The sequence below is a fragment of the Pseudomonadota bacterium genome (assembly GCA_016711215.1).
Lineage (GTDB): Bacteria > Myxococcota_A > Polyangia.
Genome location: JADJTL010000004.1, coordinates 28,316 through 54,122, shown reverse-complemented (window position 1 = coordinate 54,122; position 25,807 = coordinate 28,316). Strand labels below are relative to the sequence as shown.

At 70.7% G+C, this 25,807-nt stretch carries 20 protein-coding genes and 1 pseudogene; 8 read left to right on the top strand and 13 right to left on the bottom strand.

Going from position 1 to position 25,807, the window contains the following annotated elements:
* Nucleotides 1-13 precede the first annotated feature (13 nt).
* Nucleotides 14-2,725: a protein kinase gene (locus tag IPL40_12215; protein MBK8481925.1), complete on the bottom strand. Its 2,712-nt coding sequence runs from the start codon at nucleotides 2,723-2,725 to the stop codon at nucleotides 14-16.
* A 148-nt stretch (nucleotides 2,726-2,873) separates the two neighbouring features.
* Between IPL40_12215 and topA the strand changes: the two genes are divergently transcribed.
* Nucleotides 2,874-5,840, top strand: coding sequence for a type I DNA topoisomerase (topA, locus tag IPL40_12210; GenBank protein ID MBK8481924.1), 2,967 nt, complete (start codon nucleotides 2,874-2,876; stop codon nucleotides 5,838-5,840).
* Nucleotides 5,841-5,930: 90 nt separating this feature from the next.
* Here topA and IPL40_12205 read toward each other — a convergent pair whose 3' ends face one another.
* The 3 genes and pseudogenes from IPL40_12205 to IPL40_12195 all read right to left on the bottom strand — a co-directional run bounded on the left by IPL40_12205 (nucleotide 5,931) and on the right by IPL40_12195 (nucleotide 8,015).
* Nucleotides 5,931-7,004 carry an ATP phosphoribosyltransferase regulatory subunit gene (locus IPL40_12205; protein MBK8481923.1) on the bottom strand — a complete coding sequence of 358 codons (1,074 nt, stop codon included), beginning with the start codon at nucleotides 7,002-7,004 and terminating at the stop codon, nucleotides 5,931-5,933.
* Between the two features lie 91 nt (nucleotides 7,005-7,095).
* A pseudogene (locus tag IPL40_12200) lies at nucleotides 7,096-7,302 on the bottom strand (ATP phosphoribosyltransferase regulatory subunit).
* 122 nt (nucleotides 7,303-7,424) lie between these two features.
* Nucleotides 7,425-8,015: a hypothetical protein gene (locus IPL40_12195; protein MBK8481922.1), complete on the bottom strand. Its 591-nt coding sequence runs from the start codon at nucleotides 8,013-8,015 to the stop codon at nucleotides 7,425-7,427.
* Between the two features lie 548 nt (nucleotides 8,016-8,563).
* On the opposite strand from IPL40_12195, the gene groES reads away from it, so the two are divergent.
* The 3 genes from groES to IPL40_12180 all read left to right on the top strand — a co-directional run bounded on the left by groES (nucleotide 8,564) and on the right by IPL40_12180 (nucleotide 11,835).
* Nucleotides 8,564-8,851, top strand: coding sequence for a co-chaperone GroES (gene groES / locus IPL40_12190; GenBank protein ID MBK8481921.1), 288 nt, complete (start codon nucleotides 8,564-8,566; stop codon nucleotides 8,849-8,851).
* A gap of 15 nt (nucleotides 8,852-8,866) precedes the next feature.
* Nucleotides 8,867-10,489, top strand: a complete 1,623-nt coding sequence (groL, locus tag IPL40_12185) for a chaperonin GroEL (protein ID MBK8481920.1) — start codon at nucleotides 8,867-8,869, stop codon at nucleotides 10,487-10,489.
* Between the two features lie 71 nt (nucleotides 10,490-10,560).
* Nucleotides 10,561-11,835: a hypothetical protein gene (locus tag IPL40_12180; protein ID MBK8481919.1), complete on the top strand. Its 1,275-nt coding sequence runs from the start codon at nucleotides 10,561-10,563 to the stop codon at nucleotides 11,833-11,835.
* 10 nt (nucleotides 11,836-11,845) lie between these two features.
* Here the strand turns inward: IPL40_12180 and IPL40_12175 are convergent, their stop codons facing one another.
* On the bottom strand, nucleotides 11,846-12,775 hold the full coding sequence (locus IPL40_12175) for a hypothetical protein (protein MBK8481918.1): 930 nt from the start codon (nucleotides 12,773-12,775) through the stop codon (nucleotides 11,846-11,848).
* Nucleotides 12,776-12,887: 112 nt separating this feature from the next.
* Between IPL40_12175 and IPL40_12170 the strand changes: the two genes are divergently transcribed.
* Complete coding sequence (locus IPL40_12170) at nucleotides 12,888-13,151, top strand: collagen-like protein (protein ID MBK8481917.1); 264 nt, start codon at nucleotides 12,888-12,890, stop codon at nucleotides 13,149-13,151.
* Nucleotides 13,152-13,396: 245 nt separating this feature from the next.
* Here IPL40_12170 and IPL40_12165 read toward each other — a convergent pair whose 3' ends face one another.
* A complete protein-coding gene (locus IPL40_12165; protein MBK8481916.1) occupies nucleotides 13,397-14,803 on the bottom strand; it encodes a sigma-54-dependent Fis family transcriptional regulator in 1,407 nt (468 codons plus the stop codon).
* A 105-nt stretch (nucleotides 14,804-14,908) separates the two neighbouring features.
* On the opposite strand from IPL40_12165, the gene IPL40_12160 reads away from it, so the two are divergent.
* The gene (locus tag IPL40_12160; GenBank protein ID MBK8481915.1) at nucleotides 14,909-16,552 is read left to right on the top strand and encodes a glycosyltransferase family 39 protein; all 1,644 of its coding nucleotides are present in this window, start codon (nucleotides 14,909-14,911) and stop codon (nucleotides 16,550-16,552) included.
* 82 nt (nucleotides 16,553-16,634) lie between these two features.
* On the opposite strand, the gene IPL40_12155 is transcribed toward IPL40_12160, so the two are convergent.
* The 6 genes from IPL40_12155 to IPL40_12130 form a co-directional block, all read right to left on the bottom strand.
* Complete coding sequence (locus IPL40_12155; GenBank protein MBK8481914.1) at nucleotides 16,635-18,146, bottom strand: HAMP domain-containing histidine kinase; 1,512 nt, start codon at nucleotides 18,144-18,146, stop codon at nucleotides 16,635-16,637.
* Complete coding sequence (locus IPL40_12150; GenBank protein ID MBK8481913.1) at nucleotides 18,143-18,397, bottom strand: hypothetical protein; 255 nt, start codon at nucleotides 18,395-18,397, stop codon at nucleotides 18,143-18,145. Before IPL40_12150 ends, IPL40_12155 begins: the two co-directional genes overlap by 4 nt.
* 64 nt (nucleotides 18,398-18,461) lie before the next feature.
* Nucleotides 18,462-19,760 carry a hypothetical protein gene (locus tag IPL40_12145; protein ID MBK8481912.1) on the bottom strand — a complete coding sequence of 433 codons (1,299 nt, stop codon included), beginning with the start codon at nucleotides 19,758-19,760 and terminating at the stop codon, nucleotides 18,462-18,464.
* Nucleotides 19,761-19,832: 72 nt separating this feature from the next.
* The gene (locus IPL40_12140) at nucleotides 19,833-21,155 is read right to left on the bottom strand and encodes a FliI/YscN family ATPase (GenBank protein ID MBK8481911.1); all 1,323 of its coding nucleotides are present in this window, start codon (nucleotides 21,153-21,155) and stop codon (nucleotides 19,833-19,835) included.
* A complete protein-coding gene (locus tag IPL40_12135; protein MBK8481910.1) occupies nucleotides 21,152-21,814 on the bottom strand; it encodes a hypothetical protein in 663 nt (220 codons plus the stop codon). The genes IPL40_12140 and IPL40_12135 overlap by 4 nt, the downstream gene beginning before the upstream one ends.
* Nucleotides 21,811-22,347, bottom strand: a complete 537-nt coding sequence (locus IPL40_12130; protein ID MBK8481909.1) for a hypothetical protein — start codon at nucleotides 22,345-22,347, stop codon at nucleotides 21,811-21,813. Before IPL40_12130 ends, IPL40_12135 begins: the two co-directional genes overlap by 4 nt.
* A gap of 132 nt (nucleotides 22,348-22,479) precedes the next feature.
* Here IPL40_12130 and rsmD point away from each other — a divergent pair, with 132 nt between their 5' ends.
* Both rsmD and coaD read left to right on the top strand, forming a co-directional pair.
* Entirely contained in the window at nucleotides 22,480-23,058 is a 579-nt protein-coding gene (rsmD, locus tag IPL40_12125; GenBank protein ID MBK8481908.1) for a 16S rRNA (guanine(966)-N(2))-methyltransferase RsmD, read from the top strand.
* Nucleotides 23,055-23,573, top strand: a complete 519-nt coding sequence (gene coaD, locus IPL40_12120; protein MBK8481907.1) for a pantetheine-phosphate adenylyltransferase — start codon at nucleotides 23,055-23,057, stop codon at nucleotides 23,571-23,573. Before rsmD ends, coaD begins: the two co-directional genes overlap by 4 nt.
* 45 nt (nucleotides 23,574-23,618) lie before the next feature.
* Here the strand turns inward: coaD and IPL40_12115 are convergent, their stop codons facing one another.
* On the bottom strand, nucleotides 23,619-25,775 hold the full coding sequence (locus IPL40_12115) for a glycosyltransferase family 39 protein (protein ID MBK8481906.1): 2,157 nt from the start codon (nucleotides 25,773-25,775) through the stop codon (nucleotides 23,619-23,621).
* Nucleotides 25,776-25,807 lie beyond the last annotated feature (32 nt).

Genomic DNA, 25,807 nt, shown 5'->3' with positions numbered 1-25,807 from the left:
CGCGGCTGAGCCCCTAGCTCGCGGCCTCCGCCTTGGACGGCGCGCCCGGATCCGGGGGGCTAGAGGTCGTCTCGACCGTTCGCACCTCGAGCATGCCCGCGTCGACCGTACGCGCGTCGACCATACGGGAGCTTGCCATCCGGAAGGTTGGCTGTCGGCCCTTGCCGGTGTCGATCGTGGGTCCCGGCGCCAGCACAGCGGTGGGCCCCGCAGCAGCAGCAGCAGCAGCACTTAGCAGGACCTCGCCGGCCGCCGCGGCACGCTGCAGCGCGCGGGTCAGCGCAGCGGCATCGCCGACGATCGTTTGTGCCATCCAGTCATCGCTGCCGACATTGAGCAGCAGGATCTCGCCGACGTGAACGCCGAGGCCGATCGGGAGCACGGGCTCGCCGCGCGCGCGGCGCTGCGCGTTGAAGATGTCGGCGTCCTGGCAGAGCGCCTGTGCGGCGCTCAGGGCGCCCGCGCAGCTACCGCGGGGCTGGGCGAAGTAGACCAGCACGGCATCGCCAACCACCGCCTCGACGATGCCGCCGTGGCGGAACACGGCGTCGCCGATCAGCCGCAGGTATTCACTGAGCAGCAGCGTGGCCGCCTCGGCATCGAGGCCGGCGAGCAGCCCGCCGAAGCCCTCGAGACCGCAGGCCAGCAGCGCCGCCTGCACGCGCTCGCCGGAGGGCTGCACGGAGCCCTGCAGCTTGAGCACGCGGCGCACGACGTCGCGTGAGACGTAGCGTGAAAAACTGTTGATGATCTGCTCGCGCTCGGTGACGTCATCGACGACGAAGAGCAGCTGCGGTGTGCCGCCGCGCGGCGCCTCGAAGCGTTCGCCGCGCAGGTAAACCGTTCGGTGAGCCCCGCCGTTGAGCGCGACGCGGAGCTTACGCAGACCGATCTCGCCGTGCAGTCGCAGCAGCTCGCCGAGCTCGTCCTGCGGTATGCCCTCGACAAAGCCGAGCGCGTGGTCGAGGGTTCGGCCGATCAGGTCGGCGGCGGGGATGCCGAAAATGCGCTCGAAGGCGCGATTGCAGAGGATGATTCGACGGGATTCGTCATCGACGAGCAGCAGCCCCGAGGAGATGCCGTCGACAACCCGCGCCTTGAGGCGCTCGACCTCAGCGAGCTGACCCGAGGTCGCCCGCACCTGCTCGGTCATCTCCTGGCGGATCGCCTGGAGCTGGCTGTTGCGCCGGGTCAGCAGGTCGTTGAGGCGAATCAACCGTCCATTGAAGCGCGCGAAGTAGTGCTCGACGAGGCGCAGGTAGAGCGCCAGGATGCGGCGGTCGGCGCGCTCCTGCAGCGCTACGAGCTGCAGTGGATCGTGCTGGACGACCTCGGCGAAGAGAGGACGGCAGACGTTCCAGCCGAGCAAGAAGGAGCCGAGGACCTCGACGATCGTGAACTGCTGCTCGGTGCGCTCGTCGGCCAGCTGCTTGAGCGCGTCGGGCAGCAAGGGTTCGCCCTCGCTGAGCAAGGCGCTGGCCACGACGCGGAGGACCCGATCGATGCTGGCGCGCAGCGGCAGCAGCTCGAGCGCGCGATAGTGCGGAAACGCCTGGCGCAGCTCGACGAGGACCCGCTCCGTCAGCTCGCCGCGGCGTTGCTCGAGGGCGGCGGCGAGCGTGTGTTCGAGGGGCTCGGGCGGCGCGGGCAGGGCCTCGTCGATCAGCGTCGCGTGCGGATCCTCACGCAGCTCGCGCGGCGGCGAGGCTTCCGCGTTCGGTACGACGTGGACCTCGCCGAGCTCGATATCGTTCTCCAGGGCGATGCCATAGAGCTCGTCGATCAGCTCGGCGCAGCTCTGCGGCCGCCGCTCCGGGTCCTTCGCCAGCAGTCGCAGCAGCAGTAGCTCGACGGCCTGTGGCAGCTCGACCGGCGGGCTGAGCTCACGCGGTAGCGGGGCCGGGTCGTTACGCTGCGCCAGGACAACCTCGAGCGGATTGCTGCTGATGAAGGGGGTCCGGCCCGTCAGCAGTTCGTAGAGCACCACGCCGAGGCTGTAGATGTCGCTCCGCGGGTCGAGCGGCCGGAAGGACGCCTGCTCGGGCGCCATGTACCACGGTGTGCCGAGCGCCATGCCCGCGGTGGTGATGGTGACGAAGCTGGTGTCCTCATTGCCCGCAGTCGGTTTGACGAGGCCGAAGTCGAGGACCTTCACGCGCCCATCGGGCAGCAGCCAGACATTGCTCGGCTTGAGATCGCGATGGATCAGCCCGGCGCCGTGCGTGGCGGCCAGCGCGCCGGCGATCTGAGCCGTCAGCTTCAACGCGGTGGCCACCGCCAGCCGGCGGTGTTGGCGGAGGTAGCCCTCGAGGCTCGTGCCTTCGAGGTACTCGAGCACCAGATAGCAGCCAGCGGTCGGGTCCTCGCCGTAGTCGAAGATCGTGATCACCGCGGGGTGGTCGATCCGGCAGGTGGCCTGGACCTCGCGGAAGAGCCGCTGGCGCATCTTGCCGTCAGACGACAGATCGCGGTGCAGGACCTTGATGGCCACCCGACGGCCAAGGCGCAGATTCTCGGCGAGGTAGACGACGCCCATGCCGCCGCGGCCGATCAACCCGCCGATCAGGTAGCGGCTGTCGAGGACGCGGCCCGTCAGCTCGCCGATCGCGTCGGGCGCGGGCAGCCTCGGTTCGACCAGGGGCAGGCCGTGGACGGGACAAAGGCGCTCCTCCTCCTCGGCATAGGCCTGCGCGCAGATCGGACAGCGACGACTGACTTCCCTCATGTTCTCGAAGGTTCCGTGTTTTGGCGCAGGGTGTCAAACACGGATCAGTCGGCGCCGGCGGCGCGCGCCGCCCTTTACAGCGCTGGCAATGCGGTTTATTGAATGCCGCCGCGCCGACGATCGGCGGGCTGCGTAGGACCCGATTCCAGTGGCACAACCTCTGATCATCGTTGAGTCACCCGCCAAGGCGCGCACGATTGCGCGCCTGCTCGGGTCTGGCTATGTCGTGGCCTCGTCCGTTGGGCACATCCGCGACCTCCCTTCGCGCACCGCGGAGATCCCCAGCGCCCATCGCGGCAAGCCCTGGGCGCGAACCGGGGTCGACGTCGAGAACGACTTCAAGCCGCTCTACGTCGTACCGAGCGAGAAGGCCGCCCAGGTCAAGCGCCTGAAGGATCTGCTCAAGCAGGCCTCGGTCGTCTACCTCGCGACGGACGAAGACCGCGAGGGTGAGGCGATCGCCTGGCACCTCGTCGAGGTGCTGAAGCCCAAGGTGCCGGTGCGGCGGATGGTCTTCCACGAGATCACGAAGCGCGCGGTGGAGCAGGCGCTGCGCACGCCGCGCGAGGTCGATCGCGATCTCGTCGAGGCGCAGGAGGCGCGGCGCATCCTCGATCGACTCTACGGCTACGAGGTCTCGCCGGTGCTATGGCGCAAGATTCGCCCCGGGCTCTCGGCAGGCCGCGTCCAGTCGGTCGCGGTGCGCCTGGTCGTAACGCGCGAGGAGCGGCGCCTAGCGTTCAAGAGCGGTGCGTATTGCAGCGTCGCGCTGACCCTACGCGACCAGGCTCCGGAACGGCAGGGCGGCACCGTGGTCGCCGAGCTGCAAGAGGTTGCAGGCCGCCGCGTCGCGGCGGGGCGCCACTTCGCGCCGTCCACGGGCGAGCTCACGGAGAGCGCGCGGGCCGAGCAGGTGCTCTTGCTCGACGAGAGCGCCGCGAAGGGGCTGGCGGCGGCGCTGCAAGGCCGCCGCTCGACGGTGCTCGAGGTGCAACGCAAGCCCTTCGTGCAGCGACCGCACCCGCCCTTCATCACCTCGACCCTCCAGCAGGAGGCCGGGCGTAAGCTCGGCTTTCCGGCGCAGCGGACGATGCGCGCGGCGCAGCGGCTCTACGAGAGCGGCTACATCACTTATATGCGTACCGATTCGACCACGCTCTCGAGCGAGGCGCTGCAGGCGGCGCGGCAGGTGGTGACAGAGCTGTTTGGGGCCGACTACCTGCCCGCCGAGGCGCGGCTCTACACCACGAAGGTCAAGGGCGCGCAGGAGGCCCATGAGGCGATCCGTCCGGCCGGGGAGGTCTTCCGCACGCCCGAGTCGCTGCGTGGCGAGCTCGATCCGGAGGCGGCGCGGCTCTACGAGCTGATCTGGAAGCGCGCGGTCGCTTCGCAGATGAAGGACGCCGTCGGTGAGCGCACCCAGGTCCGCATTCGCGCGACCGTCGCCGCTGACGACCTTCCCGCGCCGCAGCGAGCGCTCGCGGGCGACGCGCTGCTGGCGGTCTCGGGCCAGGTCCTCCGCTTCGCCGGTTACCTGCGCGCCTACGTCGAGGGTTCGGACGATCCGGAGGCCGAGCTCGAGGATAAGGAGCGCGTCCTGCCACCGCTCGTCGAGGGCGATCCGCTCATGGCGGAGGCCGCCGAGGTGCGGCAGCATGTGACCCAGCCGCCGGCGCGCTATACCGAGGCGAGCCTGGTCAAGGAGCTCGAGGAGCGGGGCATCGGGCGGCCGTCGACCTACGCCTCGATCATTCAGACCATCCAGGAGCGCGGCTACGTCTGGAAGCAAGGGAGCGCGCTGGTGCCGACGCTGACGGCCTTCGCCGTCGTGCGGCTGCTGCAGAGCTACTTCGAGGATCTCGTCGATTACGAGTTCACGGCCCGAATGGAGAACGAGCTCGACGCGATCGGACGCGGCGAGCAGCCGTCGACGCCCTGGCTCTCGCGCTTCTACTATGGCGAGGATGGCCCGCGTCCCAGTCCGGTGGTCGCGATCGATGCGACGGCCAAGCGCGGCGCGCGCAAGCCCCGCCCCGTCGCGCCGGCGCCGGGCGAGGCCTCGCCCGAGGTCAAGCGTCCGGCGGCGCTGCAGCCGCGCGCGCGCCTGGCCGAGGTCGGACTGATGGGACTGACGGGCAGCGGTGTCGAGCAGATCGACGCCCGCGAGGTCTGTGCGCTGCCGCTCGGCACGCTGGCTGACGGCCAGGCGCTCGCCGCTCGCGTCGGTCGCTATGGACCCTACCTGCAGGTGGGCGACACCGATCGTCGTGTCAGCCTGGCCGATGACGTGTCGCTCGACGCGCTCGACCTCGCTGCCGCCGAGCGCATGCTGCAGCAGGCGGAGCAGTCCAATCGCGTGCTGGGCGTCGATCCGACCAGCGGCAAGACCGTCTACATCAAGAGCGGCAGCTACGGGCCTTACGTGCAGCTCGACGATCCGAAGCTGACGCCGAAGGGCAACGTCAAGAAGGGCAGCAAGCCGAAGATGGTCAGCGTCTGGCCGACGATGCGCCCGGAGACGCTGACGCTCGACGAGGCGTTGCTACTGTTGTCGTTTCCGCGGATCTTGGGTAAGCACCCGGACACGGGCCTCGAGGTCAGCGTGCAGGACGGTCGCTATGGCCCCTACGTCTCGATGGTGACCCCGGAGGGGCGCCTGGAGACGCGGAGCCTGACTGGCCACGAGCAGCTCTTGGCGATCGCCCTCGACGAGGCCGTGGCGTTGTTGGCGCAGCCCCGCCAACCCAGCCAGCGCGAGGCGCGCAACGCCGTGCTCGCGCGTCTCGGGGACAGCCCGACGACGAATACCCCGATCGAGGTCCGCAACGGGCGCTTCGGTCCCTATGTGACCGACGGGCAGGTCAACGCCTCGGTGCCGCGCACGCGCGATCCGGCCAAGCTGACGCTGGACGAGGCCCTCGAGCTGCTCGCCGTCCGCGAGCAGCGCTTGCGCGAGCAGGGCGTCGATCCACGCGCCCCGCGCCCGCGCCGTCGCAGCACCGGTGCCGTGCGTCGCACCACCCGTGCCTCGGGCCGCACGCGCGCCGTCGGCGCTGCTGGTGGCGAAGGCGGTGGCGGTGAAGGCGCTGCTGGCGGCGAAGCCGCTGCCGAGTAGAGCGCCGCCCCGACGAGGCCGCTGAAATGCGAAACAGCGGAAGAGCGCGCCAGCGGAAGAGCGCGCTAGCGATCGAGTCCTGACGGCCTGCTATGTCCAGCCCCGAAGCAGGGCCGCAGCCTCGGCTTCAGGCACTGTCACTTGCCGGCCCGACTCGAGCTGCTTGAGGGTGATCGTGCCCGCGCTCGCCTCGGAGGCGCCGAGGATCGCGACGGCTGCCGCGCCGACCCCCGCCGCGCTGGCGTATTGTAGCTGCTTGGCCAGCTTGGCCGGCTGCGGGTAGACCTCCACCTGCAGCCCCTGGGCGCGCAGGGCATGCGCGCTGCGCACCACGGCGCTCGTCTCCACGCCGAACCAACAGAGGAGCAGCTCGGGTCCGGTCTTCCGCGCGGGATAGAGCCCGCGCTCGTCGAGCAGCAGCAGAATGCGTTCGAGGCCGAGCGAGAAGCCGACCGCGGGAATGCGCTGGTTGCCAAACATCCCGATCAGGTTGTCGTAGCGCCCGCCGCCACCGACGCTGCCCGCGAGGTCGCGCAGCGTGACCTCGAAGATGGGGCCCGTGTAGTAGCTCAGCCCGCGGGCCAGGGCGGGATTGAGCCGCACGTGTGCGGCGGCCGGTGTCGCCGCCAGCAGCTCGAGCAGCGCGGCAAGCTGATCGAGCGCCGGTAGCGCTAGCGCAGCGGCGGAGCTCGTCCCGAGCTGCTCCCGCAGCCAGCAGACGCAGGCGTCATTGTCCGCGGTGGGCGCGCCCTCGAGCAGCGCCAGCAGGCGCTGCGCAGCAGCGCTGCCGATCCCCCGCTGGACCAGCTCCTGCTCCACGCCGGCGCGGCCGAGCTTGTCGAGCTTGTCGACCGCGACGAGAGCCGTGCCCTCTTGTGACGGGTCGATCCCGGCGGCGCTGACCAAGGCTCGCAAGAGCTCGCGGTGGTTGAGCTGCAGCGCGAAGTCGTCGAAGCCGAGCCGAGCGAGCACCTCGGCGGCCGCGGCGCAGACCTCTGCCTCGGCGACCGGACCGTCGGCGCCGACGATGTCGACGTCGCATTGGTAGAACTCGCGAAAGCGACCGCGCCCCGGGCGGTCTGCGCGCCACACCGGTTGGATCTGGTAGCGCTTGAAGAAGCGTGGCAGCTCGCGGTGCTCGGCGACGACCCGCGCGAGCGGCACCGTCAGATCGTAGCGCAGGCCCCTGGTCGGCGAGCTGCCCCTCGCTCACACCCTCGGTGGCGAGCGCTCTGGTCAGCGCGTCGCGCCGATGCAGCAGCCGGTAGAGCAGCTGATCGCCTTCCTCGCCGTACTTGCCGAGCAAGGTGGAGAGGTTTTCGATCGCCGGCGTCTCCAGCGCGACGAAACCGTAACGGCCGAAGACCGCTTCGACCACGCTCACGACATGGCGCCGGCGGGCGAGGTCCGTGGGTAGGAAGTCCCGCGTGCCGCTGGGCGGCTTGGTGCTGATACGGCTCATTCGGACCCAACCTCCCCGGCTCGGGCGCTGCGCAGGGCACCACACAACGCAGCAGATGGCAATGGGGTGCCGGCGCTGAGCCGGCAGGGGTCTCCGTTGAGGTCGACGGCCGGCCCGGCGCGCTAGTTCTTGTCGTCAGGTGACCCTCGGGGGCGCAGCGCTACCATGCCGGCATCGCGGAGACGCGCTTCGAGCAGCTTGCTTCCCGTTTCCAGCCAGGTCTCGTAGACCGCGCCGAGGTCGGTCGCCGGAAGCCCGTGGAGCTGGACCTCGGCGAGCACGCCGGCGAAGCGCGGAAAGGCCTCCGATAGCTCGCCGAACACCAGGTGCATCGATCCGTGGGCCGCAGGAGGCGCGGTCAGCCGGCTAAGGAGGCTGTAGGCCTCGCCGCCAAGGGCCTCATAGTAGGCCACGTCGAGCTTTCGTCGCCGCAGGTTCTGACGGAAGAAGCTCGTGAGATATAAGGTGTCCTCGCCGATGCGCAGGAGCTCGGCGATGCGGCTGGCGGGGGGAATCGCGCGGCTCTGGGCTAGCGCGTGCGCCAGTGGCCGGACGACTTCGTCGACGGGACGTTGGACCAGCTCGCAGAGCAAGCGGACCAGGTAGGCCGCGGTGGCGTCGTGCGGTCTCAACCCGTGATGCGCCAGCACGAGCTCGATGAGTTCTCGGAAGAACTCGTCCGGAGCGGTGAGCGCGACAATGGCTCGGCTCATTCGGGCACCTCTGGTCTGCGCGCCGCGCAAGACCCCCCGTCTGTCTCATCGTCGCCCTCGGTCGTGAACTTTAGCCCTGTCTCGGGATTCCAGCTGCGCTGCCAGCGCCGTGACTGGCGGCCGTCGCAGCGCTCCGACTGCACCGAAACTGCAGAAAAACCGATCCGGGGGGGGTTGACGGTGGGGGGCAGCGTGTTTATATCAGCGCCGCCTGCGGGGGGACCAGGGGGTGGTCGACGCAGGAGCGGGTATCAGGAGCGGATATGGGGACGCCCGAACCGGCGCTTCCGCGAAGCAAGTACGCGAAGCAAGTACGCGAAGCAAGTACGCGAAGCAAGTACGCGAAGCAAGTACGCGAAGCAAGTACGCGAAGCAAGTAGTGGTGGGCCAGGGCTGGCGGGGTTGGGCAAGCGCTGACGAGCCGGCCCTCTGGCGGCCCCGTTGAGCAAGGTTGATCAAGCAGTTCCGAAGAATGCCGAGCAAGAAGCCGAGCAAGAAGCTTGGCAAGAGGCTTGGCAAGCAGTTGAGCAAGAGAAGGAGGAAGACTCATGAAAGTGCGGCCTCTTCAGGATCGGCTCCTCGTCAAGCGCATCGACGAGAACGAGACGACCAAGGGCGGGATCATCATCCCCGACACGGCGAAGGAAAAGCCGATCGAGGGCAAGGTATCAGCCGTAGGTGGCGGCAAAGTGCTGGAGAATGGCGAGCTGCGCGCGCTGGCCGTCAAGGTCGGCGATCGCGTGTTGTTCGGAAAGTACTCAGGTACGGAAATCAAGATCGAGGGCGAAGAGCACCTCATCCTGCGTGAGGACGAAGTCCTCGGCATCATTGAGTAGGTCAGGGGGGTAGACATGGCACCGAAGCAGATTGCATTCGACGAACAAGCCCGCGCAGCGATCCTGAAGGGCGTCAACCTGCTGGCCGACACGGTCAAGGTTACGCTCGGTCCACGGGGGCGCAACGTAGTGCTCGACAAGTCCTGGGGCTCGCCCACCGTGACCAAGGACGGCGTCACGGTCGCGAAGGAGATCGAGCTCGAGAACAAGTTCGAGAACATGGGCGCGCAGATGGTCAAGGAGGTCGCCTCCAAGACCTCCGATGTGGCCGGCGACGGCACCACCACCGCGACTGTGTTGGCACAGGCGATCTACCGCGAGGGCCTGAAGCTGGTCGCGGCGGGTCACAATCCGATGGATCTCAAGCGCGGTATCGACCTCTCGGTCGAGAAGGTCATCGAGGCGCTGAGAAAGATGTCCAAGCCGACCAAGGGCAAGCAGGAGATCGCCCAGGTCGGTGCGATCAGCGCCAACGGCGACGAGACGATCGGCCGCATCATCGCCGAGGCGATGGAGAAGGTCGGCAAGGAAGGCGTCATCACCGTCGAGGAAGCCAAGGCGATGGAGACCACGCTCGAGGTCGTCGAGGGCATGCAGTTCGACCGCGGCTACCTCTCGCCCTACTTCGTCACCGACGCCGAGCGGATGGAAGTCGCCCTGGATGATCCCTTCATCCTGATCCACGAGAAGAAGATCTCGAGCATGAAGGATCTGCTGCCGGTCCTCGAGCAGATCGCCAAGGCGGGACGCCCGCTGGTGATCATCGCTGAGGACGTCGACGGGGAAGCGCTGGCGACCCTCGTCGTCAACAAAATCCGTGGCACGCTCTCGGCCTGTGCCGTCAAGGCCCCGGGCTTCGGCGACCGCCGCAAGGAAATGCTCAAGGACATCGCGGTGCTCACGGGTGGCCAGGCGATCACTGAGGACCTCGGTCTGAAGCTGGAGAACCTGACCCTCAAAGACCTCGGCCGCGCCAAGCGGGTGACGGTCGACAAGGACAACACGACCATCGTCGACGGCGCCGGTGGCAAGAAGGAGATCCAGGGTCGCTGTGAGCAGATTCGCCGGCAGGTCGAGGACACCACCTCGGACTATGACCGGGAGAAGCTGCAGGAGCGGCTGGCCAAGCTCGTCGGTGGCGTGGCGGTGATCAAGGTGGGCGCGGCGACCGAGACCGAGATGAAGGAGAAGAAGGCGCGCGTCGAGGATGCCATGCATGCCACGCGCGCGGCCGTTGAAGAGGGCATCGTCCCCGGTGGCGGTGTGGCGCTGCTGCGCTGCCTGCCGACGCTGCGCAAGATCGAGGTCAGCGACAACCTGCGTCAGGGTGTCGAGATCGTCGCCCGCTCGCTCGAGGCACCGGCTCGCGCCATCGCCGAGAACGCGGGGGTCGAGGGATCGATCGTCGTGCAGAAGATCAAGGAAGGGAAGGGCGAGTTCGGCTACAACGCCGCAACCGACACCTACGAGGATCTGTTCAAGGCTGGCGTGATCGATCCGACCAAGGTCGTGCGCACGGCGCTGCAGAACGCGGCGAGCGTGGCGGGTCTGATGATCACGACGGAAGCGATGGTCGCCGAGAAGCCGCGTGAGGAGAAGGAGCCGAGCGCTCCGGGCCCCGGCGGCATGGGCATGTAGTTCTGCCCCGGCTGCGGTGAAGCCGCAGAGCCCGCTCCCGATCGGGGGCGGGCTCTTTTTTTGCCCGCACGATGGTCGGCGGCGCGCTGGGGCTCGTGCTCTACTACAATCCACCAGTGCCTGGTCTGACTCGCCTCAGCACTCAGCGCTCGGCGCTGGCGCTGCCGCCGCGCTCGCGCCCGACGAGGCTCTGCGGGTGCACCCTCAGCGCTGCGCTGGTCGTTTCGGGCCTGATGGGCTCCGCGGCTGCAGCGAGGCGCTGGACCGCAAACGCCGAGGCTGGCCCCGAGTACGACAGCAACGCGCTCCGCGTGGCGGGCGATGATCGCTCGCGCCTGCTGGCCTCGCCCCTGCTGCGGATCTCCGGCGACCTCGCGCTTGCGCTGGGCGCGCCGACCCACGCGCTGGCCCTGAGCTATAGCGGCGGCGGCAAGCTCTTCCTGCGTGGCGGATCCCTCTCCGCGGCTGATGAATACGTTCAGCGGGCGCTGCTCGCCGGCTCCTGGGGCCTGGCAGGCCTGCGCCTCGGGCTGCACGGAAGCTACTACGAGGTCTTCCAGCCGACGCCCGATGATGGGACGCTGAAGACCGTCCAGCGCGATCTGCGGCTGGCAAGCGCGTCGCTACGCGCCTCCTGGGCGCAGCGCGGCGGCTGGCCGGCGCTGGTGCTCGACGCGGGCTACCAGGGCCTGCACTTCAAACCGAACGCCGAGTTCGACTTCCACGGGCCGCTCGGCAGCGTCGCGGCCCGATGGCGCTGGTCGACCGCCGCGGAGACCGCCGCGAGCGCCTGGACGCTGGGGGCCACGTTCACGCTCGGTCGGCGCTGGTTCAGCGGCCAGCGCACGCTCTGCCGCGCCTCCGAGCAGGGTGGTTGCATTCGCGATCCCTCCGTGCGTCGCGCCGATTGGGACCAGCTGCTGTGGTTTCAGCTCGGCTACGAGGGCCCCGCGACCGCTGCCTGGTGGTATGGGCTCGAGCTCAACGGATCGAATAGCGACAACCAGCGCTACCTGCGACACATCGTCGGCATGCGCTTCACCGTGCCGATCATCTGGGCGGTCTATGCCAGCCTGGAGAGCGTGGTGCAGGTGAGCAGCTTCCGCAGGAGCGCGGCGCTGGAGCCAACAGGACAGCCCTTCAATCCGCTGCTCGACGAGGAGAATCGCTCTCGCCTCGGCGTCTATCTCGGCCGAGAGCTCAGCGCGCGCTGGTCGCTGGTCGCGCGATGGGCTGTCTATGTCAACGAGTCGATAGCGGCGACGACGGCGCTGACGCGGCTGGGCTTCGTGCGCCAGACCGCGCTGCTCGCGCTGCGCTTCGCCTTTGACAGCGACGCGCGCTGAGCGCGGGCAGTTAATGCTGCGCGCGCTCGCGGATGGCGTCGCGACGCAGCCCCTGCGCCTGCGCGCTGAGCCGCCGGGCCAGCTGCTCGAGGCGTTCGGCCGCTTGCCTCAGCGCCGCCGCGTGGGCGCTCGGATTGCCCGAACGCGCGGCCTGCTGCAACGCTCGCACGGTTCCGGGGTCAAGGACCGACGCCAGCGTCACCGTGGTCGTGGTCGTCGTCACCGGGCCGCTGCCGCTGAAGGCCGACGATGGCGCGGTCGAGGTGGCGTCGCCCGGCGAGGCGCCAGCGCCGGGGTCGCTCTGCGCAACGCCGCCAGCCCTGTCACTGCCGCTGCCCGAGGCAGCCTGCATGCCGCCGGACTGCAGGTCGGTGCCGCTCGAGCCGAGGCCGGAGGCCGGCGCGTTCGAAGCGCTGGGCGCGTCGCCTGGGACGCTTGTCGTGACGCTGATCGGCCCCCTGGGCGTCGGAGAGGCCTCGCTGCTCGCCCCGACCCCATCCGGGACCACCTCGCGCGGAGCGCTGACGGGGTCGCGCCTGGGCGAGGTGTCCGCGGCGACGCTCGTGGCGGAGACCGCGCTTCGCGCCTGGGCGACCCAGCGCGGCGCCTCCTCGATGAAGAGGTCCGCGTTGGCCGCCACCTGGTGACGCTGCAGCCGGGTTCGCTGCTCCAACACAGCGATCTGCGTGCGCACGGTGCGAAGTTGGCGCTCGACCTTATCCGCCGAGTCGCGCAGCAGGTCGGCCTTGGTCTCCAGGTCCTCCGCATCGTCTAGCGGCCCGGCGGTCGCGCCGACGACAATCCTTGTGGATGGCCTCGACGCGGCCGTCAGCAGGCGCCGCAGCCGCTGCTGCAGGCGCGCGCGCAGGATCGTGCTCGTCGTCGGCTGCGCCAGCGCTGCCCGATAGGCTTGCTCAAGCGCGCCACGTGCCTGCTTCACGCGTCCCTGCTGCAGTCCATCGAGGCGCGCGGCTATCGCCTGGGCCTCGCGCAGCGCGGCCTGGAGTCGGGCGTCCCGCTGCAGGCCCGGCTGTTGGCGCTTGAGGCGCGCGATGTGCTCGCTCTGCTCGCTGAGCCTGCCTTCGAGCAGCCGCTGGTGTCCGATGAGGCGATCGAGCTGCCCTTCGCGCTCGACAATCACACCCGGCAACGCAGGCACACCCGGCAACGCAGGCACACCCGGCAACGCAGGCACACCCGGCAACGCAGGCACACCCGGCAACGCAGGCACACCCGGCAACGCAGGCACACCCGGCAACGCAGGCACACCCGGCAACGCAGGCACACCCGGCAATGCGCGTCCCGATTGGGCCTGAGTGGACGGTGGCAGGCCGACGAGCACGAGCAGCATGATCAGCACGAGCGGCACGACCGATGGCAAGCCTCGGCTCAACCCGCTCACGTCCGCTCGCAGTATTCCCATGCACCAGTGCGAAGCAATGCCTATGCCAGCACCGCGTCCGTCCTGGCCGCCTTCCGATTTCCCATGATCTCGCATCGCTCCCTTCCGAGTACCCAGCGGCCGGTCGGTGCCACCCTCAAAAAACTGAGGTTTCGTATCTCAGCTCTCAGATTTTTGGCGTGCGGCCGGCGGGTCGCCGATGCCGTGTTTCTCCAGCTTGTAGTAGAGCGCGCTCGGCTTGATGCCCAGGCGGCGCGCGGTCTCGGTCTTGACCCCTCCACAGGCGTCGTACGCCTTTTGGATTAGCTGGCGCTCGAGGTCGTCGAGGATCTCCGGGAGCGCCGTCGTTTGCTCGGGCAGGGTGAGCCCGGCCGCCACGCTCGCACCGCGGAGCTGAGGCGGCAGCGCGCCGACGTCGATGCGCTCCCCCTCGGCGAAGACCAGGGCCTGCTCGACCGCGTTCTCCAGCTCGCGCACGTTCCCCGGCCAATCGTGTGCCATCAGCCGGCCCAACGCCGCGTCCGTTATGCCCACGACGCGCGGGTTGGTGCGCGGCGCCCGCGCCGCGATGAAGTGCTGGACCAGCAGCGGCACGTCCTCCCGCCGCTCGCGCAGCGGCGGAATCAGCAGCGGGACGACATGCAGGCGGTAGTAGAGGTCCTCGCGGAAGCGCCCAGCGCGCACCTCTTCCTGCAGCCGGCGATTGGTCGCGCTGACGATGCGCACATCCACGCGAACCGTGGCCTCGCCGCCGACGCGCTCGAACTCGCTCTCCTGGAGGACGCGCAGCAGCTTGAGCTGCATGCTCGGGGATACGTCGCCGACCTCGTCCAGCAGCAGCGTGCCTCCGTCCGCCAACTCGAAGCGCCCGAGGCGGCGCTTGAATGCCCCGGTAAAGGCGCCCTTTTCGTGGCCGAAGAGCTCGCTTTCGAGGAGCGTGTCGGTGAGCGCTCCGCAGTTGACCTTGATGAAGGGCCCGCTGCTGCGCCGGCTGCCGCGGTGAATCGCGCGGGCGACCAGCTCCTTTCCGGTGCCGCTCTCACCCTCGATCAGCACCGACGCCTCGCTCGCCGCGACCTTCTCGATCACGCGCAGCACCTGGCGCAGCGACGGCGACGCACCGACGAGCTCGGTCACGTTGCCCTGGTCCTCGCGCCGCAGGTAGGCGTTCTCGGACTCGAGCCGCTGGCGTGCCCGCCGCGCGGCGCGCAGCTCGAGCGCGCGCTCGACCTTGAGGCGCACGATCTCCGGGGCGAAGGGCTTCTGCAGAAAATCGAACGCGCCGAGCTTCATCGCCTCGACCGCCGTCTCGACCGTGCCGAAGGCCGTGACGATCAGCGTCGGACAGTCGGGGTCACGCGAGGCGATGGCGCGCAACACCTGCACGCCGTCGATGCCCTTCATCTTGAGATCGGTGATCGCGAAGTCGACCTCCTGCTTCGCGAAGAGCGCTAGCCCTTCCTCTCCCGAGGCGGCCGCGAGCACGGCATGGCCCATCTTGCTCACGATGTGGCCGAGGCCCAGACGCAGGGTCTCGTTATCGTCGATGATCAACACGGTGGCCATCGCCCGACGTTAGCCCAGAGCTCCCGACCGGAGCAACGCCAGTGCGAGGGAGGGCCGCGAGGCGGGGCTGTTTACAGCCGTGAGGCGTGGCGCTAGGAACGTGCGATGGTTTGCTCCCCACCCGCGGCAGCGGCCGCGGCCCGACGCAGGCGGCTCGTCTGGGCGGCAGCGTTGGCTGGCTACGCGCTCTTGCTGCGCTGCTTCACGCTCGACGCCTGGGTCCACGTCGACGTGCCCTGGGGCTGGTACGCGTGGGTTCAGAGCTTCTGGCAGGCGCTCGCTGCGCGTGATTGGGCGGCGACCTATCAGGTCGAGCACGTGGGCGTGACCTTCATGTGGTTGACCGGCGGCGCGCTGCGCCTGGCCGGGCTGCTCGAAGAACCGCTGAGCCCGGCGACGATCGTCGTGGCGATGGCGCCGCTCGTGCTGCTCAGCAGCCTGGTCATCGGCGCGAGCTACCTCCTGCTGGGCCGGCTGCTCGGTGGGCGCCACGCCTGGTTGCCTCCAACCGTCGGGCTGCTGCTGGCCAGCGAACCCTTTATGGTCGGCCACGCTCGCGCCTTTCAGCTCGATATGACCTTGACCGGCTTCACCTGGCTCGCGGCGTTGACGAGCGCGGTCGCCTTGCGGGAGCGCTCCTTGCGTTGGTCAGCGGGCGCCGGGGTGCTGCTCGGCCTGGCCGTCCTGTCGAAGATCACCGCGGCGGGCGTGGCCGTCGGGGTAGCCCTGAGCTTCCTCGTGGCCGCCCTGCGGCCGGGCGCGGTGCGCCAACGCTGGCGTCTCGTCGCCGGCCTGTGCCTGCTGACCGCCTGCGCGCTCGCCACCGCCTGTGCGCTGTGGCCGGCCCTCTGGGTCGAGCCGCGGGCGACCGTGTTGCGCGTCTACCGCGCGGCGACGAGTCTGGTGGGCGCTGGCCATAACATGTTCTCCTGGGGGCGCATCCACGCCTCCGACGCGGGCGTCGGGCTCTATCTCGCGGTGCTCCTGCTCCGGCTGACGCCCGAGCTGCTGCTCCTCGCGCTGCTCTACCTCGCCTCGCTCGGGCGCTGGCTCTCACGGGCTGGGCGACGCGCCGCGCGCGCGCAGGGGCTCGACCGCCGCCTCTGGCCGCTGCTGCTGGCCTACGCCCCCTTCGTCGGCAGCCTCGTGCTCAGCCCCAAGCGCATTGACCGCTACCTGCTGCCACTGATACCGCCGCTGGCCTTATGCGCCGCGGCGGGCGCTGGGATGATCCTCCAGCGTGGCGAGCGAGGCGGGGCGCTGGGCGCGGTGCCGCGCTGGCTCTTGGCGCTCGCGCTGGTGCTGGCGCTCGGCGTTCGCACGGGGCGCATCGTGCAGAGCTGGCCGCATCCAGTGGCCTGGACGAGCACGCTGCCTGGCCTCGACCCGGAGGCAGTCGTCACCCTCGGGCAGGGCGAGGGACTCAAGGAGGTGGCGCAGTTCATCGCCGGCGACGCGCGTCGGCGCGGCCGGGCGACGCCACGGCTGCGCCTCTTCGTCTACCATCGCTGCTTGCGGCCCTGGTTGAGCTATGACGTGGCGGAGTTCGCCCAAGCCGAGTACATCGTGACCTACCTCAGCCTGCTGCAGCGTGAGGTCGAGAAAGCCGAGGTCCAGCGCTACACGACCGGGCGGCGTCCGCTCTTCAGCGTGCGGCTGCAGGGCCTGGTCTACGCGCAGGTCTTCGCCGGTCCGGCCTATGGCCCACCGTCTGGCGCCGCCGCGCGGCGCGCGCTCGCGAGGCCCTGAGCCGCGCAAGCCGTCTTGCCCCCGCGACCACCCACCCCGTCGCGGCTGCGTCACTCGGCTGCGTCACTCGATCGTGGGGCGATCAGCCGTCCTCGCGGTTGCAGGCGGGCGCTGGCGCGGCTCCGGCCGCGGGGAGCGTCACGCGTATCGTCGTGCCCCGACCCTCGTCGCCATGCACCTCGAGCGTGCCGCCGTGATCCTCGGCGACGTGCTGCGAGAGCGCGAGGCCGAGTCCCGTGCCGCGCTCGCGGGTGGTGAAGAAGGGCTCGAGCACGCGCTCGCGCAGCGCGGCGGGAATGCCGCAGCCGTCGTCGATCACCTCGAGGACGACCTGCTCCCCCTCCAGGGCGCAGCGCAGCGTGACCTGACCGCCCGCCGAGCAGGCCTGGATCGCGTTGCGCGCCAGGTTGAGCAGCAGGCGCCGCAAGCGCTCGGCGTCGGCGGGGACGATCAGCGCCTCGCTCTCGTGGCGCAGCACGACCTGCGCGAGCTGGGCGTCGTTGGCCAGGACCTCGGCGACCTCGGCGAGCAGCGGTGCCAGGGCAGTCGGCGCGAGCTGCGGCGGCGAGCGGCGAGCGTAGTCGAGGAACTCCGTCACGATGCGCTTGAGGTGCTCGGTCTCGCGCTCGATCCGCGCGACCATCTCGCGCTGGGTCGGGTGCTCGGCCAGCTCCTCGCGCAGCAAGCCGGCGAAGAGCGCGATGCCGCCCAGGGGGTTGCGCACCTCATGCGCGATGCCCGCGAGCATCAGCTGGGCTTGCCGCTCGCGCGCCAGCAGATCGACGCGCATCTGGTTCATCGTCGTCGCCAGCACGCCGACCTCGTCGCGGCCATGCGGGGCGACTGGCGTCTCGAGTTGGCCGGCGCCAATGCGCGCGGCCGCGTTGGCGAGCTGCCGCAAGGGCCGCGTGACACGGCGCGCGACGATGAGCGTGACGGCCACCAGCAGCAGGCTGATGCCCAGGCCGGCCAGGATCAGGTAGGCGCGCAGGCTGGCCAGCGCGTCGACGAACTCCGGGCTGGCCTCGACCCCGAGCGCGGCGATGACCTGGGCCCCGTCGCGGAGCGCGGCATAACCGGTCTTGTAGCTGCGGCCGTCACGCCCGATGAAGAGCAGTGAGCTGGCCTCGCCGCCGCGGAAGACCCGCTGCAGCTCGTTGCGATGGGCCTCGGCCTGGTAGTAGTGGTCACCGATGCGGACGCGCGCATCGGTGTCGGCGCGGCTGCGGAGGGCCCCGTCGAGCACGAAGATGCGGGCCACGCGCGTGCGGCGCCGCAGCTCGTCGAGGCGCTGGTGCAGGCGGCGGGCGGTGCGGCTCGTGTCGTCGCCGGCGCCAAGAAAGCGGATCACGTCGGGTGGCACCTGGCTCGTGGCGGCCTGGGCCACGGCGGTCAGGCGGCGGCCCAGCGACACCTCGAGCTCGCGCGCCGCGATCCCGTCGATCAGCCAGCCAAAGAGCGCTAAGAGCAGGAGGCTCGGGACGAGGTGCGCGACGAGCATGCGGCCGAAGAGCGAAGAGCTCGCCCGTTGTGGGTGGCCGCCGAGGGTGCCGGCGCGCGTGAGCGCCGGGCCGCGCTTCGCCGGAGTCCTCACCGGTTGAGCCGGTAGATCAGCAGGGCCACGGCCGCGGCGAGCAACGCATAGCTCAGCCAACGGCTCAGCAACGACTCGCGCCGGCGCGGCGCACCCTGGCCGACGATGCCCTTGAAGCCGCCGCGAAGGCCGCCGAGCAAACCGCCCCGGGTCGCTTCTCTGCCACCGCCCGCGCCGCGGCCCGTGCCACCGCCCGCGCCGCCGCCGCGGCTGCCCCGATCGCTGCGTCTGCGCTTGCGCCGACTGCCCATGGTCAGCTCTCCTCCCGATGCTGCGCGCAGCAGCGCTGGCGCAACGGCGATCCAGCGCTCGGCGTCAAAAATAGAGCTGGAGCTGCAGACGCAGGCGATCGGTGCCGTCGCTGAGCGCGTCCCAATAGCGCCGCGCGATCGTATCGTCGAAGCTGCGCGCATAGTCGAGCTGTAGCTTGAGGTCGTGCTTGGCGAAGTAGTAGCTCGCGCCGAGCGTGGCCTCGTCACGCTGGGGCAGGCTGCTCACCCCTCTGTGGTAGGGATCGCGCAGCAAGGCGTAGCGCGCGACCAGCTCGAGATCGAGCCAGGGCAGTGGCAGCCAGCCGAGCTGGGCGAAGGCGCCGATACCGCTGCGCCCTGCGACCAGCGCTAGCGGCGCGCCGGCCTCGTCCAGCGTGCCCCCGCCCCGGCGCTGGGTCGCGTGGCGCCAATGCAGCGCCCCCTGCAGCGCCAAGCCGCGCCACTTCAGCACGAGATCGGCGGTGGCGTGGTGGAAGTCGCTCGTGCCGCCGTCGGCGAAGCGTTCGCCAAACACGCCCCGATCGGCGACCGCCTGATCCTGAAAGGCATAGGCCAGCCCGAGGCCGAGGCGCGGGCGTGGCTCGCGCGCGAGGTCCGCGCCCAGGTAGTCGTCGAAGCTGCCGAGCGGGCGCGCCTCGAGGCGCGCGACGTAGAGCATACCGAAGCCTTGCGGCTGGTAGGCGTTGCGTCCGTGGCCGGCGAAGATGCCGATGCTATAGCCGAGCCAGCCCCTTCCCCCGAGATCCCTCGAGGTCAGCTGCAGGCCGAGGTCGCGATCGAGGTTGAACTCCTCGTTGGCCGCTGAGCGGTCGACGAGGTTCAGCGCGCTGGAGGACTGCACGCGTTCGCGCGAAAAGGGCACCTTCATTTGGCCGACCCGCACCGTCAAATCACGCCAACGGTCGAACTCGAGGTTGGCGTCGCGCAGCGGGTTGCGTCTGATGCTGCCGTCGTCAGCGGTGAGTCCGCCGAGCTGATCACGGGGCGCGAGTCCGAGCTGGAAGTAGTAGCGCAGGTGGCTGCTCCAGGCGTGGCCCTGCAGCACCAGGCGCACGCGGCGGAGCTGCACGATCTGCGAGGCCGAGGCGCCCGCGGCATGGGGCAGGTCGGCCTCGTAGCGCGCCTGCAGCCGGCCCCGCACGGTCAGCGAGACGCGACCGTCGGCTGTGGCTAGCGTGAGGCCCTGCTTCGCTGCCGGCTTCACCGCCGCGTTGATCGGGCCCTCAGGGGTCGACGTGGTGCTCGTCGGCAGCGGCGCGGTCGGGTAAGGCGCGGCATGCGCACGCGGGGCCGCGAAGAGCAAGAGAAGCGCTGAGACGAGCACTACGAGCGGCAGGCGCATGAGGCTTCACTCCATAGTCGTCGTCGCGGAGGCTACCACAGCGCGGGTCCGAAGCTGCGGCGCGCGCCGCAGCTAGTCGCGGAGCAGCGCGCCTAGCGCCTCGGTGGTTTCGCCGAGGGAGCAGCGCTCGTGGGCGCCTTGGCGGAGGAAGCGGCGGATGGCGTCGATCTTGGCGACGGCCAGGTCGGTCTCGGCGTCGGAGCCGCGCTGGTAGGCGCCCAACACGATCAGGTCGCGGCGCGCTTCGTAGACGGCGAGGAGCTGGCGCAGGCGCTGGGCGGCTCGGCGCTGCGCCTCGTCGGTGACGGCGGGCATCACGCGGGAGACGCTCTGCAGCACGTCGATCGCCGGCCAATGCCCCTCCTCGGCCAGCCGGCGCGAGAGGACGATGTGGCCGTCGAGGATGCCGCGGGTCTCGTCCGCCACCGGCTCCTCGAGATCATCGCCCTCGACCAAGACGGTGTAGATCGCGGTGATCGAGCCTGTTGGCGCCGTCCCGCCGCGCTCGAGCAGGCGGGGCAGCTGCGCAAAGACGCTCGGCGGATAACCGCGGCGCGCGGGGGGCTCGCCGGCGGCCAGCGCCACCTCACGCAGCGCCCGCGCGTAGCGCGTGACGGAGTCCATCAGCAAGAGCACGCGCCGACCGTCCTGGCGGAACCACTCCGCGACGGCGGTGGCGGTGTGCGCGGCCTTGAGGCGCAGCAGCGGTGGTACGTCGCTCGTGGCGCAGACGACGACCGCGCGTGCGAGCCCGGGACCGAGCGCGCCGTCGATGAACTCACGGACCTCGCGGCCGCGCTCGCCGATCAGGCAAACCACACAGACATCGACCTCGGCCTGACGCGCGAGCTGACCGAGCAGCGTCGACTTGCCCACGCCGGAGCCGGCGAAGAGACCGAGGCGCTGCCCCTCTCCGACCGTCAGCAGGCCATCGATGGCGCGGACGCCGAGCGTCAGCGGTCGCGTGATCGGCGGGCGGCTGAGGGGATCGGGTGGCGGACGATCGCAGGCCCAGGGGTGGAGCTCGCGGGCGAGCGGCGTGGCGCTGTCCCAGGGCTCGCCCAGCGCGTCGAGCACGCAGCCGAGCAGCGCGCTTCCGCAGCGCAGGCTGAGGCGCTCGCCGCTGTTGATCACCCGGCTGCTGGCGCCGAGCCCCTGCACCTCGCCCAGCGGCATCAGCAGCACCTGCTCGCCGCTGAACCCGATCACCTCGGCGCCGAGCCCCGCCTGGCCCGCGCGGGCGATCGTCACGTAGTCTCCGACCCGGGCGCCCGGCAGGGTGGCCCGCAGCGTCAGGCCGACCAGCTCGGTGATGCGGCCGCTGACCGGCGCTGGATCGAGACCCTCGAGCGCCTGGCGCGCGCGCCGCAGACGCTCCGCGGCTGCGCTGGTCACGGCGGACCCTTCGCGGTTGCGCCCTGGGTCGGGCCAGCGAGGGACCTGGCCACGGTGCTGAGCTGGGTCGCGAGCTGCCCGTCGCGCAGGGCATGCGCGCCCTCGACGACCACGCCGCCGCGCGTCACGGCCGCGTCGGCGATCAAGGCGAGCGCGGTGGTCTGGGCGGCCCGCTGGAGGTTGGGCAGCGCCGCGCGCAGGTGCTCGAGGTCATCGGGATGAGCGCGGAGCATCAGCGGCGGCCCGCAGCTCGGTGCGCGCAGGACCGCTGCGGCGACCTCGGCGACGCGCTCCGGTGCGAGCTCGAGCGCGGCAGCGAGCAGCTTCTCCGCGATCGCGACGCCGAGGGCGATCAGCTCGTCCTCCACCGCCTTGAGCCACGCCGTGCCGGCCTCCTGCGCCTGTCGTTGTGCGGCGGCCACCGCCTGCAGCGCGGCGAGCTGGCCGGCTTCCGCGGCCTCGCGCCTGAGCGTCGCGCCCTGCTCGCGCGCGGCGGCGATCAGCGCCTCGGCGCGTGCCCGCGCCTCGCTCAGGTGCGCCTCGGCAGCGACCAGGCTGCGCCGCTGCTCGGCTCGCAGCACGCGCGTGCGGTCGACCTCGGCACCTGGCGAGGTTGGCGCGTTCGCGCCTGGAGCCTGGCGGATCACGCGGCCCTTCATCGCGGGCTCCGCCGCGGCGTCCGAGGCTGGCCGCTGCCGGCGGGGTCGGGCGGCTCGAGGGTTGGGGGCGCTGGACGGGCGGTCGGGCGCTGCGCCTCGCGGCGTCCGAGCGGCGCGAGCACCTGAGCCGAGAGGGCGTGCTGCAGCGCGGGGCTGAGCTGGTGCGGGAGGGCGAAGCGGCCCAGCTCGTGTTGCAGGGTTCTTGGCAGCAGCGCGCAGATAGCCGCGGCAACGGATCCCGGCCAGCTCTCCAGGAGCCGCGCGATTTCGTCGGGCGGGACCTCTTCGATCTTATCGGGCAGCGGCCAGCCGAGCTGCTGCACGAGCTGTTGGACCAGCCGGCGTCGCTCGTGCTCGGGGCGGGCGTCGAGGGCGCGACGCGCCCGCAGACAGCGTTCGGCGAAGGGAGCGGCGAGCCCGCGGACGCGCCCCGAGGCCTCGCTGGCGAAGAGCACGCTGCCGAGCAAAACGCCGCGTTCACGCGCGCTGAGCTCGTCGACGGCCGAGGCTGTGAAGGCGGTGGTCGGCTCCACCGGGGCAGCATACACCAGAAGCGATCGGGGCCAGGACGGCTGTGCCGCCGCTGGTGTCGCCACTGGTGGTCGACCGAGGCAGCGGCCGAACGATGGGCGAAAGGCGAGAGACGGACTAGGATGCTGGCTGCGATGCGCATCGTAGCAGGTCAAGCGCGTGGACGGAGGCTGCTCGCACCGCCGGGTCGCGCGACCCGGCCGACCGCGGATCGTGTGCGCGAGGCGATCTTCTCGATGGTGTCGGCGCGGCTGGAGCTCGAGGGCGTGCGCGTCCTCGACCTCTATGCGGGCAGCGGCGCGCTCGGCCTCGAGGCCTTGAGCCGCGGCGCCAGCCATTGCACCTTCATCGAGCGGGAGGCCTCTTGCGCCGAGGTGATCGCGAAGAACGCCGCAGCGCTCGGCCTCGGCGCGCGGGCTGCTCTGCTGACGACGACGGTGGAGGCCGGGCTGCCGCGGCTCGGCGCGGAGCCGCAGCGCTTCGCGCTCGTGCTGACGGACCCGCCCTATCGCGACGATCCGTGGCCGCCGCTCGCCGCCCTCGTGGCCCTGGGCCTGCTCGATCCGGCGGCGTTGATCGTCGTCGAGCATGATTTGCGGCGCGAGCTCCCCGCCTCTGCTGGAGGCTTGCGCCGCTTGCTCACCCGTGGCTATGGGAAGACGGGTGTCAGCCTGTTGGCGCTCGAAGCGCTCGCGCCTGAGGAGTCGACATGAGCATCGCCCCGCGCCTGGCCATCTACCCGGGCTCCTTCGATCCGGTGACCCATGGTCATCTCGACATCCTGCAGCGCGCCCTCGGTGTCTTCGAGCGCGTCGTGATCGCCGTGGCCGAGAACGCGCGCAAGGGTGGGCTCTTCGAACGCGCCGAGCGGGTGGCCTTGCTCCGGCAGGTGGTCGGCGAGGATAGCAGGGTCGAGGTCGACGCCTTCGACGGCCTGCTGGTCGACTACGCGCGGCGCCGCGGGGCGCAGACCATCGTGCGCGGGCTGCGGGCGGTAGCCGACTTCGAGTATGAGTTCCAGCTCGCGCTGATGAACCGGGCGCTGGAACCAGCGCTCGACACGGTCTTCTTGATGACCGACCAGAGCAACTTCTACGTCAGCTCGAGCCTGGTCAAGGAGGTGGCGCGGCTCGGCGGCGAGGTCGGTGCCTTTGTGCCCGAGCCCGTGCGCCGCGCGCTGATCGCGAAGCTCGGCCCGACCGCGCGCCCAGCGCCCGCTCGGCAATAGTACTGGGCCCGATCGGACCCTGCCTGCTCGACAATGAGGCGGAGGCTAGCGCACGGTGACCGTGGCGATGCGCACGCGGTTGGCGCCATCGCTCGGTCCGCTGATGACCTTCAGGCGCTGCTCGCCAAGCCAGAAGCCGGCCCAGATCGCGTAGGTGCCCGAGACGGTCGTCAGCAGCGGCAGCTCGACCTCATGGCGGTCGACGATGAAGTCTCCAGCGAGCCAATGCTGCGTCGGGTACTTGCCGGCGAGCGGCTCATGGTCGCCGTGGAAGCGGTTATCGGGCGCGTCGAAGTGGATGAAGAGCTTGTAGTTGGGGGCGACGTTGCCGAGGACGTGGAAGTAGAGGGTGATCGGCAGCTTGCCGCCACGTAGCGCCGAGGCCGGGAGGTCGTAGCCGATCAGCTCGACCTGCTGCTCGAAGTTGGCGATCAGCGCGTGTTGGGGGCGCGGTCGCACGCGGGTCACCGACTGCCTGAGCGGGTTGTGGTCGGTCGCGCAGGGCGCGCTCAGCCGATTGGTCAGCACCAGGTAGCGCGAGCTGCGATCGTCGAGCACGTAGTAGGCGACGCCGCGCTGGCGCGCAGCGCGGTGGATCACGCCGAGGTTCGGCGCCGGGATCAGCACGAACTGGCGCTCGGGCCGCGCCAGGCGCGCGAAGAGCTCGTCTTCGCTGTTGAGCGTGTCGAGCGCTTGCGCGTTGTAGTACGACGCGCTGCGGCCGACGACGCCGAATTGTGCCAGTCGCTCGTCGCCGCGACGGCATTGCTGATAGGTCGTGAAGAGGGCCTTGTTCGACAGGTGATGGCTCAACGCTGGCGTGAGGAACTGCGCGCACCAGAAGGCGAAGGCCAGCGCCAGCGCCGCCAGGGCCAGTCCGGCGGAGCGCGCGATTCGCGCGCCAGGCGCGGCCAGGCGCGGCCAGGCGTCGAAGAGCGGGCTGAGGGCGAGCAAACAGAGCGCGGCGCTGCCGATCCCGAAGAGGCGCGTCGCCAGGCGGATGTCCACGCCGGCCGGAAAGGGCGGCGGCTGCTCGAGGAAGCTGAAGGCTAGCGTCGCCGGCCGCAGGAAGAAATCCTGGTGTAAGACCAGCAGCACGCTGGCCGCGATGACGCCCCAGAGCGGCTGTCGGAGTCCCTCGCGCCAGGTGCGGGCGGCCCAGACCCCGATCGCCATGCAGGCCCATGGCAGCGCGGGATAGCGCAGCGGGCCGAAGAAGGGCGACCAGAGCGCGGCGACGAGGTAGCCGAGGACCACTCCCAGCAGCAGCACGAGCGCCGCGGCGGCCTCGCGTGCGGTGGCGTCGCTGGCTGGCGCCGTGTCGTCGTCGCGCTGGAGCCAGGCGAAGCCCGCGAGCGCGAGCGGCAGCAGCGCGAACCAGGGGAAGGTGCCGTAGCCGAGGTTCTCCAGCGCGACATCGAAGGTCGCGGGGCTGGCCCAGGCGTGGGGTAGGGCGCCGTAGAGCAGGATCGGCCCGCCGCCGAGGGCGCTCAGCAGCGCGCCGATGGCCGCGGCCGCGAGCAGCACGGCGCCGAGCAGGGCCGGCAGGACGACGCGTCGTTCGCCGGCGCCGAGTGTCTGTCTTTGCCCGATCAGCGCGATCGTCAGCACGACCAGCGGAAAGGCACTGCCGAGCAGCGCGCCGCGCGCGAGAAAGCCGGCGACCAAGCCGAGCGCACCCAGCGCCAGGTCGGCGACGCGGCGCTGGCCGTCGCGCGGCCAGAGGTAGGCCGCCAGGCCACCGAGCGCCGTCAGCGCCGCCACGTCGGCGACGATCTCGCCCGCGAGCTGACGGCTGGCGAAGACGAAGGCCGGGGTCGTGAGCAGCACGAAGCCCGCCGCCAGGCCTGCGTCGCTGCCGAAGAGCCGTGAGGCGAAGCGGTAGGCCAGCAGCAGCCCGAGCAGGCCACAAAGCGCCAGTGGGAGCCGCGCGCCCAGCTCATGGGCGCCGAAGACGCGCATGCCAAGCGCGATGGCCCAGGTCTGGAGGGGCGGGGTCGGGGGGCGGAGGGCGGGGGCGGTGGCGACGCCGCGAGCCGCGCTGTCCGCCGCCGTCGCGCGCTCGAAGACGGCATGCGCCGCGTCGGCGCCGCGCAGCTCGTGCGGCTCCCACAGCCCGAACGAGCCGAGTCCAGGCAGCAGCAGCAGGCCGCCGAGCAGCAGCAGCCCGAGGGGTCGAGCAGCACGTGAGAGGGCGTTCATGGGCACGCTCTCATACTGAAGCAGCGGCGCTG

Coding starts and splice junctions, on each gene's coding strand:
- groL (MBK8481920.1), top strand. CDS start 8,867: ATGGCACCGAAGCAGATTGCATTCGACGAACAAGCCCGCGCAGCGATC.
- IPL40_12180 (MBK8481919.1), top strand. CDS start 10,561: ATGGTCGGCGGCGCGCTGGGGCTCGTGCTCTACTACAATCCACCAGTG.
- rsmD (MBK8481908.1), top strand. CDS start 22,480: ATGCGCATCGTAGCAGGTCAAGCGCGTGGACGGAGGCTGCTCGCACCG.
- IPL40_12150 (MBK8481913.1), bottom strand. CDS start 18,397: ATGGGCAGTCGGCGCAAGCGCAGACGCAGCGATCGGGGCAGCCGCGGC.
- IPL40_12145 (MBK8481912.1), bottom strand. CDS start 19,760: ATGCGCCTGCCGCTCGTAGTGCTCGTCTCAGCGCTTCTCTTGCTCTTC.
- IPL40_12195 (MBK8481922.1), bottom strand. CDS start 8,015: ATGAGCCGAGCCATTGTCGCGCTCACCGCTCCGGACGAGTTCTTCCGA.
- IPL40_12160 (MBK8481915.1), top strand. CDS start 14,909: ATGGTTTGCTCCCCACCCGCGGCAGCGGCCGCGGCCCGACGCAGGCGG.
- coaD (MBK8481907.1), top strand. CDS start 23,055: ATGAGCATCGCCCCGCGCCTGGCCATCTACCCGGGCTCCTTCGATCCG.
- groES (MBK8481921.1), top strand. CDS start 8,564: ATGAAAGTGCGGCCTCTTCAGGATCGGCTCCTCGTCAAGCGCATCGAC.
- IPL40_12115 (MBK8481906.1), bottom strand. CDS start 25,775: ATGAACGCCCTCTCACGTGCTGCTCGACCCCTCGGGCTGCTGCTGCTC.
- IPL40_12170 (MBK8481917.1), top strand. CDS start 12,888: ATGTGCTCGCTCTGCTCGCTGAGCCTGCCTTCGAGCAGCCGCTGGTGT.
- IPL40_12215 (MBK8481925.1), bottom strand. CDS start 2,725: ATGAGGGAAGTCAGTCGTCGCTGTCCGATCTGCGCGCAGGCCTATGCC.
- IPL40_12135 (MBK8481910.1), bottom strand. CDS start 21,814: ATGAAGGGCCGCGTGATCCGCCAGGCTCCAGGCGCGAACGCGCCAACC.
- IPL40_12165 (MBK8481916.1), bottom strand. CDS start 14,803: ATGGCCACCGTGTTGATCATCGACGATAACGAGACCCTGCGTCTGGGC.